Source organism: Paracoccus sigandri (assembly GCF_003709565.1).
In the GTDB taxonomy this organism is placed as follows: domain Bacteria; phylum Pseudomonadota; class Alphaproteobacteria; order Rhodobacterales; family Rhodobacteraceae; genus Paracoccus; species Paracoccus siganidrum.
Genome location: NZ_QNRC01000019.1, coordinates 64,601 through 76,595 on the forward strand (window position 1 = coordinate 64,601; position 11,995 = coordinate 76,595).

The following is an 11,995-nucleotide window of genomic DNA, read 5'->3' on the forward strand; positions in this document are numbered from 1 at the left end:
TCTCTGCCGCCTCGGATCTTAACGCCCCGTCAACGGGAACGGTTTAACAGGATTGCCCATGCTCCAGCTGCTGCCACGGCTGGCACACTTATGCCTTTGTGCCGCCGCCATAACGACACTCGCCACGACAAGCGCCGATGCCGGCGGCAACGGCTCGTTGTTCTCATCCGATGCCGGGCTGCTGGGCGGCGTGTCGCAGCCTGTCGACTCGCCCCGCGCGACGCCGCTTCTATATAGCGATGCCGAGCCTGTGAAGGTCCAAAGCGAGCCCGAGCAGATCTTTCTGGCGCGCAGCAATCCGCGCTTTTCGGCCGAGGATCTGGCCTGCATGGCCGAGGCGGTCTATTTCGAGGCGCGCGGCGAAAGCCGGCAGGGCCAGGCGGCCGTGGCCGAAGTGATCCTGAACCGCGTCGACAGCCGCGGCTTCCCCTCGACCGTCTGCGGCGTGGTCAACCAGCCCGCCCAGTTCAGCTATACCATCGGCGGCCGCAAGCGGATCACCAACAAGGCCGCCTATCTGCGGGCCCGCGACATCGCCCAGGCCGCGCTGTCGGGCGCGCCGCGCAACCTGACCGGCGGCGCCACCTATTTCCACACCCCCGCCGTGCGCCCCGCCTGGTCGCACCGCTTCCAGCGCACCGTCCAGATCGGCGCGCATATCTTCTATCGCAGCGGCCAGCGCATCGCCTCGAACTGAGGCCCGCGCGGTCCCGCCCACCTTGTCGGCCGCGGCAATCGTTGCGGTCTTGCCTGCCGGGCGGAATTGCTGTGAATGAGGGATATGGAACATCCTGACCGCATCCACCTGCGCGACTATACCGTCTCGGCCGAAATCGGCGCCTTCCAGTCGGAACGCGGCACGCAGCAGCGGCTGCGCTTCAACCTGACGGTGGACCTGTCCCAGCCGGTCTCGGGCGTGGGCGATCAGGTCGATGCGATCCTGTCCTATGACGTGCTGACCCGCGCCGTGGCCACCGCCCTGGCCGACCAGCGCTACAACCTGGTCGAGACGCTGGCCGAGAAGATCGCCGCCGAGGTGCTGGCCCACCCCCGCGCCGCCCGGATCGAGGTCTCGGTCGAGAAGCTGGATCGCGGGCCCTTCGCGCTTGGCGTGACGATCCAGCGCAGCGCGGGCCGGGTCGAGGCGACGGCGGCCGATGTGCCGGTCGGCCTGCTGCTCTACGGGGCGCCCGCCGCGGTGCCGGCCGGCGCGGTGGTGATCCTGCCCGCCGCCCCCGGCCTGCCCTTGCCCGAGGGCGGCGACCGGCGCCGGATCGCGCTTCTGGCGCTGGACCAGGCGGCCTGGGCGCTGGCCGGCCGGCTCGGGCTGGAGGTCGCCGAGAGCCGGACCGAGCTGGACCACGCCATCGAGGGCGCGCGCCCGGTGGTCTGGGCGCCCGCGCGGCTGGCCTTCGATGCGCCCGAGGCGGGGTGCGATCCGGTCGCCTTGTGCTTCTGGCTGGCGCGCCGGTTGCAGGCGCGGCGCATCGAGATCGCCCTGCCCGATGGCGCGGCGCTGCCCGCCCCGCCGCCGGACCTGCAGATCCCGGTCGCGCGGGCGACCTGATCGCGGCCCATCCTTCCGTCACCATCCGAGGCTGCCATGAGCGATTGCTATTACCGCCCCCTGCCCCTGCCCTCCGGCGGCCGCTGGCGGCTGGCGGGCGGCTGGACCGGGTTCTCGCAATTCGAGCTTCTGCGCCGGGGCGCCGCGCCGCGGATCGTCGACGAGGCCCCGGCCGAGGTCCTGGCGGCGCTGACCGCGCCCCGCCCCGGCATCCTGGGCCTGTCGATGGACGCCCCGCGGGTGATGGGCATCGTCAACGCCACGCCGGACAGCTTTTCCGACGGCGGCGTCTATGATCCCGCCGCGCAGGCCCGCGCGCTGCTTGAGGCGGGGGCGGACATCCTGGACATCGGCGGCGAATCGACCCGGCCCGGCGCGGGTGAAGTGCCCCTCACCCAGGAAATCGCCCGCATCCTGCCCGCGATCCGCGCCCTGCCCGGCGCGCGGCTGTCGGTCGACACGCGCAAGGCCGCGGTGGCGCAGGCGGCAATGGAGGCCGGGGCCGGGCTGGTCAACGACGTCTCGGGCTTCGATTTCGACCCGGACCTGCCCGGCCTGGTCGCCGCGGCCGGCGTGCCGGTCTGCCTGATGCACGCCCAGGGCCTGCCCCGGGACATGCAGGACGATCCGCGCTACGGCGACGTGCTGCTGGACGTCTATGACGCGCTGCGCGCCCGCGTCGCGCGGGCCGAGGCCGCGGGCATTCCGCGCGCGCGCATCATCGTCGACCCGGGCATCGGCTTCGGCAAGACGCAGGCGCATAATCTTGCCATCCTGCGCCGCATTTCGCTGTATCATGGGCTGGGCTGCCCGGTCCTGCTGGGGGTGTCGCGCAAGCGTTTCGTGGGCACGATCGGCAAGGCGCCGCTGCCCGCCGAGCGGATGCCGGGAACGCTGGCCCTGACCCTTGCGGCGATCGCGCAGGGCATCCAGATACACCGCGTCCACGACGTGGCCGGGATCCTGCAGGGCATCCGGCTGTGGCAGGCGCTGAACGGGAACGAGAACGAAAACGGCAACGAAAAGCCAGAGTGAGGCAGAGTAATGAGCAGGAAGCTTTTCGGCACCGACGGCGTGCGCGGCCAGGCCAATACCCATCCGATGACCGCCGAGATGGCGCTGCGGCTGGGCGCGGCGGCGGGCCGCTATTTCCGCCGCGACGGGCGCAACGGCCATCGGGTGGTGATCGGCAAGGACACCCGCCTGTCGGGCTACATGCTGGAGAACGCGCTGACCGCGGGGCTGACCTCGACCGGCATGAACGTGCTGCTGCTGGGGCCGGTGCCGACGCCGGCGGTGGGCTATCTGACGCGCTCGATGCGGGCCGATCTGGGCATCATGATCTCGGCCAGCCACAACCCGGCCGAGGATAACGGCATCAAGTTCTTCGGCCCCGACGGCTTCAAGCTGTCCGACGAGGCCGAGGCCGAGATCGAGAACATCGTCGCGGCCGAGATCGCCCCGGCCCAGCCGAAGAACATCGGCCGGGCGAAGCGGATCGACGACGGGCGCGGTCGTTATGTCGAATATGCCAAGACCACCTTCCCGGCGGGCCGGCGGCTGGACGGGATCCGGGTGGTGGTCGATTGCGCCAATGGCGCGGCCTATCGCGCCGCCCCCGAGGTGCTGTGGGAGCTGGGCGCCGACGTGATCGCGATCGGGGTCGAGCCGAACGGCTTCAACATCAATGACGGCGTCGGCTCGACCCATCCCGAGGCCTGCGCGGCGGCCGTGCTGGAACATGGCGCGCAGCTGGGCATCAGCCTCGACGGCGATGCCGACCGGGTGGCGATCATCGACGAGACCGGGCGGCTGGCCGATGGCGACCAGATCATGGCGCTGCTGGCCGGGCGGTGGGCCGAGCAGGGCCGGCTGCGCGGCGGCGCGCTGGTGGCGACGGTGATGTCGAACCTGGGGCTGGAGCGTTACCTGGGCGGGCGCGGGCTGCGGCTGGAGCGCACGGCGGTCGGCGACCGCTACGTGGTCGAGCGGATGCGCGAGAAGGGCTTCAACCTGGGCGGCGAGCAGTCGGGCCATATCGTGATGACCGATTACGCCACCACCGGCGACGGGCTGATCGCGGCGATGCAGTTCCTGGCCGCGATGGCCGACAGCGGCGCCAGCGCCAGCGCGCTGGCCGCGCAGTTCGAGCCGGTGCCGCAGATGCTGAAGAACGTCCGCTATGCCAGCGGCGCCGACCCGCTGTCGGCGGCGGCGGTCAAGGCGGTGATCCGGGAGGCCGAGACGCGGCTGGCGGGCTCGGGCCGGGTGCTGATCCGCAAGTCGGGCACCGAGCCGCTGATCCGCGTCATGGCCGAGGCCGAGGACGAGGGCGTGCTGCGCGAGGTCGTGGAGGGCATCGTCGCGGCGGTCGAGCGCGCCGCCTGACGCGCCAGGCGGGTTGCGTCCCGCGACGGCGGGGGGCGCTGCCCCCGTCCCTTCGGGACTCCCCCCGGGATATTTGGGCCAAGATGAAAGGCTATTCGGCGGCGCGCAGGTCCTTGCGGCCGGGCAGCGCCGCGCGGCCCAGGATGTGGTCGGCGGCCTTTTCGCCGGTCATGATCGAGGGGGCGTTCAGGTTGCCGTTGGTGATGCGCGGGAAGATCGAGCTGTCGGCGACGCGCAGGCCCTCGACGCCGATCACCCGCAATTCGGGATCGACCACCGCCATCGGATCCGAGGCCGCGCCCATCCGCGCCGTGCCGCAGGGGTGATAGGCGGATTCGGCATGGTCGCGGATGAAGGCGTCGATCTGTTCGTCGCTTTCGACCGCGGCGCCGGGCTGGATCTCGTCGCCGCGATAGGGGGCGAAGGCGGGCTGGTCGAAGATCTTGCGGGTCAGGCGGATGCAGGCGCGGAATTCCTTCCAGTCATCCTCGTGCGACATGTAGTTGAAGCTGATCAGCGGGGCGTCCTTGGGCTGGGCCGAGTTCAGCCGGACGGTGCCGCGCGATTTCGACCGCATCGGCCCGACATGGGCCTGGAAGCCGTGGCCCTGCGCCGCGACCTTGCCGTCATAGCGCACCGCCAGCGGCAGGAAGTGATACTGGATGTCGGGATAGTCCACCTGGTCGGACGAGCGGATGAAGCCGCAGCTCTCGAACTGGTTCGAGGCGCCGAGCCCGGTCTTGGTCAGCATCCATTCCGCCCCGACCCGGCCCTTGCCGAAAAGGTTGTAATGGCCATAGAGGGTGATCGGCTGCAGCGACTGATACTGCATGTAGATTTCCAGGTGGTCCTGCAGGTTCGAGCCGACGCCCGGACGATCGGCCAGGGGCGTGATGCCGTGGTCCTGCAGATGTCCGGCCGGGCCGATCCCCGACAGCATCAGCAGCTTGGGCGTATTGATCGAGCTGGCCGAGAGGATGACCTCGCGCCCGGCATGGATCTGCTCGACCTGGCCCTTGCGGTCGATTTCAACGCCGTAGGCGCGCAGATCGCGAAACAGGATGCGGCGCGCGAAGCCGCGGACCACGGTCAGCAGCCCGGTCTTGCGGGCCGGGCGCAGATAGGCATTGGCGGCGGACCAGCGGCGGCCCTGCCAGATCGTGGCCTCCATCGGGCCGAAGCCTTCCTGGTGTTCGCCGTTGTAATCGGCGGTATGGGGCCAGCCGGCCTGCTGGCCCGCCTCGATGAAGGCGTCGAAGAGCGGATTTTCGCGCGGGCCGCGGGTCACATGCAGCGGGCCGTCGGTGCCGCGCCATTCGGACGCGCCGCCATGCCAGGTCTCCATGCGCTTGAAATAGGGCAGGACATCGTCATAGCCCCAGCCCGCCGCGCCGGATTCCGCCCAGAAATCGAAATCCTTGCGGTGGCCGCGCACGAAGACCATGCCGTTGATCGAGGACGAGCCGCCGATCACCTTGCCGCGCGGCGTGGCCAGGCGGCGGCCACCCAGATGCGGCTCGGGCTGGGTCATGAAGCCCCAGTCGTAGCGCGGCATGTTCATCGGATAGGACAGCGCCGCCGGCATCTGGATGAAGGGGCCCATGTCCGAGCCGCCGAATTCGATCAGGGTGACGCTGCGGCCGGCCTCGGTCAGGCGATAGGCCAGCGCGCAGCCGGCGCTGCCGGCACCGACGATGACGTAATCGGAGATCTTCATGGCTGCGGTTCCTGTGCGAAGGGGATCAGTAGGGCGCCTCGACGGCGCCCATCCCGACATAGACGGATTTCAGTTGCGAATAATGCTCGATGGCGGCGGCGGAATTCTCGCGCCCGATGCCCGACAGCTTGGTGCCGCCGAAGGGCATCTCGACCGGGGTCAGGTTGTAGGCGTTGATCCAGCAGGTGCCGGCCTCAAGCCGGGCGACGACGCGATGGGCGCGGGCCAGGTCGCGGGTGAAGACGCCCGCCGCCAGGCCGAAGCCGGTCGCGTTGGCGCGGCGGATCGCCTCTTCCTCGTCCTCGAAGGCCAGCGTGGTCATGACCGGCCCGAAGATCTCGTCGCGGGTGATGGCCATGTCGTCGGTGGCGTCGGCGAAGACGGTGGGCGGGACGAAGGCGCCCTCGCCCGCGCCGCCGCAGACCAGCCGCGCGCCCGCCGCCTGGCCCGCCGCGATGGCCTGGCGGATCTGCGCGGCCTGGGCCGGGCTGACGATCGGGCCAAGCTGGGTGTCCGGGTCCAGCGGATCGCCGATGCGGATCTGGCGCAGCCGTTCGGTCAGCCGGTCCAGGAAGGGCTGGCGGATGCGGTCCTGCAAAAAGACCCGCGTGCCGTTCGAACAGATCTGCCCCGAGGAGTAGAAATTGGCCAGGATCGCCGCGCCGACCGCATCCTCCAGCTCGGCATCCTCGAAGACGATCAGCGGCGACTTGCCGCCCAGCTCCATCGTGACATGGCGCATCCCCTCGGCCGCGGCGGCATAGACGCGCCGCCCCGTGGGGACCGAGCCGGTCAGCGAGACCTTGGCGACATGCGGATCCGCGACCAGCGCCGCGCCGACCTCGGCCCGGCCCTGGACCACGCTGAAGATCCCGGCGGGCAGCCCGGCCTCGGCCAGGATCCCGGCCAGTTTCAAGGCCCCCAGCGGCGTTTCCTCGGAGGGCTTGAAGACCATCGCATTGCCCATGATCAGCGCCGGCGCGGCCTTCCAGCAGGCGATCTGGCTGGGATAGTTCCAGGCTCCGATCCCCGCGCAGACCCCCAGCGCCTCGCGCCGGGTATAGGCCCAGTCGCGCCCCAGCGGGATCATCTGCCCGGTCACGGTCGGGCCGAGCCCGGCGAAGAATTCCAGCGCCTGCGCGCCCGATTCCCAGTCGGCGACCAGCGTTTCCTGGATGGGCTTGCCGGTATCCAGCGTCTCCAGCCGCGACAGCTCCTCGTTGCGTTCGCGGATCAGCGCGGCGGCGCGGGACAGCACGCGCGCGCGCTCGACGGGGGCCAGGGCGGCCCATGCGGGCTGGGCGCGGGCGGCGGCCCGGCAGGCGGCGGCGACCTGCGCGGCGCTGGCCTGGCGCAGGCTGGCGATTTCCTCGCCGGTATAGGGGTAGTGGACGGGCAGCAGGGCGCCTTCGCCCTCGACCGGGCGGCCGTCGATGAACAGGCTGGCGGCGGGTTGGGCGTTCAGGCTCATGCAAGGACCTCGTCCAGATAGTCGTTGATGATCAGGGTGGCGGCGCCGGAATCGGTCGGACCCGGCGTCAGCACGGCGCGCAGATAGACCCCGTCGATCAGTGCCCCCAGCGTGCGCGCGATCTGTTCGGGGCGGTCGGTCAGCGGCCGCAGCGCCACGATCAGGTTCGAGCGCAGCCGGTGGTGATAGACCCGCAACAGCCGCGCTGCCTGTTCGTTCAGCAACGCCAGCGCGTAGAAGTTCAGCCAGGCGCTGATCACCTCGCGGCGGAAGTTCTGTTCCTCGAAACTGCCGGCGATGATCGCGTCAAGCCGCCCGCGCGGGCCATGGCCGGGCAGCTTCCCGCGCACGGTGGCGCCATAGGTGGCCAGGATATGTCGCATCGCCGCAAGGAAAATCTGGTCCTTCGAGCCGAAATAGTGATGCGCCAGCGCGGGCGACATCCCCGCCGCCCGCGCGATCTGCGCGACGGTCACGTCCAGCGACCCGGTGCGACCGACCTCGGCGATGGTGGCGTTGATTAAAGCTGCTTTTCGGATAGGCTCGGCGCCAAGTTTCGGCATGATGGAATCCGGGGAATGAGGATTTTTGGTTGCGTTTCCAATCTAACCGACTTTTAATTGACTGGTCAATCAAGAACAGGGAGCCACGAATGAACCTGCCCCGCATCGCCTCTGCCCTCGTGCTGGGCGCCTCGCTGGCCGGCGCAGCGACCCAGGCGGTCGCCGCCGAGCCCGATCAGTGCCGCAGCATCGTCTTTTCGGATGTCGGCTGGTCGGACATCACCGCGACCACGGCCCTTGCCACCACCGTGCTGCAGGCCCTGGGCTATCAGACCGAGACCAAGATCCTGTCGGTGCCGGTGACCTATACGGCGCTGTCGACCGATGACGTGGACATCTTCCTTGGCAACTGGATGCCGACGATGGAGGCCGATATCGCCCCCTATCGCGACGCGGGCACGGTCGACACGGTGCGCACCAACCTGACCGGGGCGAAATACACGCTGGCCACGAACCAGGCCGGCGCCGACCTGGGCATCGCCGATTTCGCGCAGATCGCCGAACACAAGGACGCGCTTGGCGGCCAGATCCTGGGGATCGAGCCGGGCAATGACGGCAACCGCCTGCTGCTGGAGATGGTGGCCGAGGACAAGTTCGGCCTGGGCACCTTCGAGGTCGTCGAATCCAGCGAACAGGGGATGCTGGCGCAGGTGGCGCGGGCCGATGGCGCGGGCAAGCCGGTGGTCTTTCTGGGATGGGAACCGCATCCGATGAATGCCCGTTTCGAGATGACCTATCTGGAGGGCGGCGACGAGGTCTTCGGCCCGAACCTGGGCGGGGCCGAGGTGCGCACCAATACCCGCACCGGCTATGTCGAGGAATGCCCCAATGTCGGCACGTTCCTGCAGAACCTGGAATTCACGCTGCAGATGGAGAACGAGGTGATGGGCCTGATCCTCGATGACGGGCAGGAGCCCGGCGCCGCCGCGAAGGAATGGCTGAAGGCCAATCCCGAGGCCGCGACCCCCTGGCTGGAGGGCGTGACCACGGTCGACGGCAACGACGCGCAGGCGGCGCTGAACGAGGCCCTGGCGGGCTGACCTCTGCGGGGGCGCGGGCCGGCCGCGCCGGCGTCCTCGTGAACAGGACAAGGTCCGGGACGGACGGCATTCTCCGCCATCCGATCCCAGGCCCTCCGATCCCAGGAACGAGAGGACGCGCATGGAACAGCTGACCGCACTGGTGACCGACAACAAGATCCCGGTCGGGCGGACCGCCAAGGCGGTGTTCGACTGGCTGAACGCGAATGCGGGCTGGATCTTCAACGCCATGGCCAATGGCATGGAATGGCTGATCGACCGCATTCTGGCGGCGCTGGACGCGCCCCATCCCTTCATCTTCATCCTGCTGGCGGTGGCGCTGACCTGGGCGCTGCAGCGCAGCTGGCGCACCTGCCTGCTGGTGGCGCTGGGGCTGCTGTTCATCCTCAACCAGCGCTACTGGAACGAGATGCTGCAATCGCTGACGCTGGTGCTGTCGGCCTGCATCGTCTGCATGGCGATCGGCGTGCCGATCGGCATCGCCGCGGCGCACCGGCCCCGGCTCTATGCCTGGATGCGGCCGGTGCTGGACCTGATGCAGACCCTGCCGACCTTCGTCTACCTGATCCCGGCCATCGTCTTCTTCGGCATCGGCATGGTGCCCGGCCTGATCGCGACGGTGATCTTCGTGCTGCCCGCGCCGATCCGGCTGACCCAGCTCGGCATCAGCTCGACCCCGCCGGCGCTGGTCGAGGCGGCGACCGCCTTCGGCGCCACGCCCCGCCAGCTGCTGTGGAAGGTCGAGCTTCCCAGCGCCCTGCCCCAGATCATGGCCGGGCTGAACCAGACCATCATGCTGTCGCTGTCGATGGTGGTGATCGCGGCGCTGGTCGGCGCCTCGGGGCTGGGCGTGCCGGTGGTCCGGGCGCTGAACAGCGTCAACACCGCGCTCGGCTTCGAATCGGGCTTCGTCATCGTCATCGTGGCGATCCTCTTGGACCGCATCCTGCGCATGGAGGGCCGGAAATGAGCAACGCAACCCAGAACGCGGTCGAGTTCGACAATGTCTGCATCGTCTTCGGCGACCGTCCCGAAACCGCCCTGCCGCTGATGGACGAGGGGCTGGAACGCGGCCCGATCAAGCAGGAGACCGGGCAGGTCCTGGGCGTCCACAATTGCAGCGTCGAGGTCCGCCAGGGCGAGATACTGGTGCTGATGGGCCTGTCCGGCTCGGGCAAGTCGACGCTGCTGCGGGCCGTCAACGCGCTGAACGACGTCTGCCGGGGCGAGGTCCGGGTCCGGGACGGCGACCGGATGATCTCGGTCACCGGGGCGGGCAGGAAGACCCTGCGCGACATCCGGCTGCGCCATGTCGCGATGGTCTTCCAGCAATTCGGCCTGCTGCCCTGGCGCACCGTGCGCGAGAATGTCGGGCTGGGGCTGGAACTGGCCGGCATGCCCGCCGCGCAGCGCCGCGAACGGGTGGACCGGCAGCTGGAGACCGTCGGCCTGGCCGAATGGGCCGAGCGCAAAGTGGGCGAGCTGTCGGGCGGGATGCAGCAGCGCGTGGGCCTGGCCCGCGCCTTCGCGACCGAGGCGCCGATCCTGCTGATGGACGAACCCTTCAGCGCGCTGGACCCGCTGATCCGCGCCCGGCTTCAGGACGAGCTGCTGGAGCTTCAGGCCAAGACCCAGCGCACCATCATCTTCGTCAGCCACGACCTGGACGAGGCCTTCAAGCTGGGCAACCGGATCGCGCTGATGGAGGGCGGGCGCATCGTCCAGATCGGCACCGCGCGCGACATCATCGCCAATCCGGCCAACGACTATGTCGCCGATTTCGTCGCCCACATGAACCCCCTGGGGGTGCTGACCGCGGCAGACGTGGTCCAGCCCGGCGAGGCCGAGGGCCAGCCCGTGCCGCGCGATATGCCGGTGCGCGACATCATGGAGCAGCTGGCCGGCCGCGACGCCCTGCCGGTCGAGGGCGGCGGATGCGTCACCCGCGACGCGGTCCTGGCCCGGCTGATCAACCCGCGCGGCTAGGCCCGCGCGGAAGGGTCGGCAGGGCTGGGCTCAGCTGTATTGCAGGTCGCGGTGATAGCGCAGCAGCAGCGCCAGGCCGACCACCATCAGCCCCAGAGACACCCCGAAGAAATAGACGAAATGGACGTAATCGCCTGTATAGGATACATAAAAGCTGCGCCGCATCTGCCCGATGACATGGATCAGCGGGTTGAACCACAGCCAGTCCTGATAGGGTTTCGGGATGTCGTCGAAGATGAAGAAGATACACGAGATCAGGAACAGCGGCCGGGTCAGGATGCTCCAGACATGGCGCCACCAGGGAAAGGCCGCGAACAGGAAGCAGTTCATCGACCCCACGCCCACCGCGAATGTCAGCGCCATCACCATGGCCAGGATGATGCCGCCGATCTGCGGGTCGGTCCGCGTCTCCTGCGTGAAATAGATCACCGAGAAGATCAGATAGGCGACCAGCGCCTGGGTCAGCGCATTGATCAGCACCCGCGCGGCCAGGGCGTCCATGAAGGTCACCGCCGGATAGGCCAGCAGCGCCTTGGAATAGGTGATGGCACTGGACACCTTGCCGGAAATGTCCATGAAGACGAAGAAGGGCACGATCCCGGTGGCATAGAAGATCGCGAAATTCGTCCCCATCGGCGGCGTGCGGAACCCGGCCGAGAAGATCGCCGTCAGCAGCACGATCCCGCCGACCGGCTCGGCGATGGCCCACAGATAGCCCCCCGGCGACTTGCCGTAGCTGGTCGACATCTCGCGCAGGATCAGGGCGCCGATGGCGCGCAGACTGGCAAAGCGGCGCTGGCCCGAGACCGGGCGCAGTTTCGCGCCGTCTTCCGCTTGGGCAAGAGAGATGTTCTTCGGCATGATAGGGGGTGCCCCCGCTTCCCGGTCACAAGAGCGTCACTGTTCGACGCTGGAAGTATGGATCGGCTTTATGTATGACCTGCCAGCAGAGATCAACAGAGGCCGGAAAACGGCCAGAGGCCAGAGCAGATGTCCGCGCAAGACGATGACGCAACCCGCGCCGCATCCCGCCCTTCCGCAGCCGCGAAGAACCAGGCCGGACAGGACGGGCCACGGCCGGGATTCCTGTCGGCCGCACCCTTGAAGACGCTGGGGGATGCGCCCGCCGACAGCGCCCCGGCCGAGCCTACCCCGGAAGACGCGCCCCAGCCGCGCGCCGGCGGCGCCAAGGCCGCAGCCGCCGGTGCCGGAGCCGCGGCACGGCGACAGGGCGCGGGCGGTGGCGGCGCACGCAAGGGCGCG

The 11,995-nt window shown here is 69.2% G+C and carries 12 protein-coding genes; 8 read left to right on the plus strand and 4 right to left on the minus strand.

Annotated features, from left to right (window positions below; genetic code table 11):
* Positions 1-58 precede the first annotated feature (58 nt).
* From C9E82_RS16315 to glmM, 4 genes are all read left to right on the plus strand, one after another.
* Entirely contained in the window at positions 59-697 is a 639-nt protein-coding gene (locus C9E82_RS16315; protein WP_119898404.1) for a cell wall hydrolase, read from the plus strand.
* A gap of 84 nt (positions 698-781) precedes the next feature.
* Positions 782-1,567: a dihydroneopterin aldolase gene (locus C9E82_RS16320; RefSeq protein WP_119898403.1), complete on the plus strand. Its 786-nt coding sequence runs from the start codon at positions 782-784 to the stop codon at positions 1,565-1,567.
* Positions 1,568-1,603: 36 nt separating this feature from the next.
* Complete coding sequence (gene folP / locus C9E82_RS16325; protein ID WP_119898402.1) at positions 1,604-2,602, plus strand: dihydropteroate synthase; 999 nt, start codon at positions 1,604-1,606, stop codon at positions 2,600-2,602.
* Positions 2,603-2,611: 9 nt separating this feature from the next.
* A complete protein-coding gene (gene glmM, locus C9E82_RS16330) occupies positions 2,612-3,955 on the plus strand; it encodes a phosphoglucosamine mutase (RefSeq protein ID WP_119898401.1) in 1,344 nt (447 codons plus the stop codon).
* A 91-nt stretch (positions 3,956-4,046) separates the two neighbouring features.
* Here the strand turns inward: glmM and betA are convergent, their stop codons facing one another.
* The 3 genes from betA to betI are packed head-to-tail and all read right to left on the minus strand — an operon-like array spanning position 4,047 to position 7,706.
* Entirely contained in the window at positions 4,047-5,672 is a 1,626-nt protein-coding gene (gene betA, locus C9E82_RS16335; RefSeq protein ID WP_119898400.1) for a choline dehydrogenase, read from the minus strand.
* A gap of 25 nt (positions 5,673-5,697) precedes the next feature.
* Positions 5,698-7,137 carry a betaine-aldehyde dehydrogenase gene (gene betB / locus C9E82_RS16340; RefSeq protein ID WP_183154099.1) on the minus strand — a complete coding sequence of 480 codons (1,440 nt, stop codon included), beginning with the start codon at positions 7,135-7,137 and terminating at the stop codon, positions 5,698-5,700.
* Between the two features lie 2 nt (positions 7,138-7,139).
* Positions 7,140-7,706: a transcriptional regulator BetI gene (betI, locus tag C9E82_RS16345; protein ID WP_119898398.1), complete on the minus strand. Its 567-nt coding sequence runs from the start codon at positions 7,704-7,706 to the stop codon at positions 7,140-7,142.
* Positions 7,707-7,795: 89 nt separating this feature from the next.
* Here betI and choX point away from each other — a divergent pair, with 89 nt between their 5' ends.
* The 3 genes from choX to choV all read left to right on the plus strand — a co-directional run bounded on the left by choX (position 7,796) and on the right by choV (position 10,732).
* A complete protein-coding gene (gene choX / locus C9E82_RS16350; protein WP_119898397.1) occupies positions 7,796-8,746 on the plus strand; it encodes a choline ABC transporter substrate-binding protein in 951 nt (316 codons plus the stop codon).
* 121 nt (positions 8,747-8,867) lie between these two features.
* Positions 8,868-9,716 carry a choline ABC transporter permease subunit gene (gene choW, locus C9E82_RS16355; protein WP_119898396.1) on the plus strand — a complete coding sequence of 283 codons (849 nt, stop codon included), beginning with the start codon at positions 8,868-8,870 and terminating at the stop codon, positions 9,714-9,716.
* Entirely contained in the window at positions 9,713-10,732 is a 1,020-nt protein-coding gene (choV, locus tag C9E82_RS16360; protein ID WP_119898395.1) for a choline ABC transporter ATP-binding protein, read from the plus strand. The genes choW and choV overlap by 4 nt, the downstream gene beginning before the upstream one ends.
* A 30-nt stretch (positions 10,733-10,762) precedes the next feature.
* On the opposite strand, the gene C9E82_RS16365 is transcribed toward choV, so the two are convergent.
* Positions 10,763-11,593: an ABC transporter permease gene (locus C9E82_RS16365; protein WP_119898394.1), complete on the minus strand. Its 831-nt coding sequence runs from the start codon at positions 11,591-11,593 to the stop codon at positions 10,763-10,765.
* 129 nt (positions 11,594-11,722) lie between these two features.
* Here C9E82_RS16365 and C9E82_RS24815 point away from each other — a divergent pair.
* Positions 11,723-11,995 (plus strand): hypothetical protein (locus C9E82_RS24815; RefSeq protein WP_221035995.1); only part of this gene is annotated, 273 nt, incomplete at its 3' end.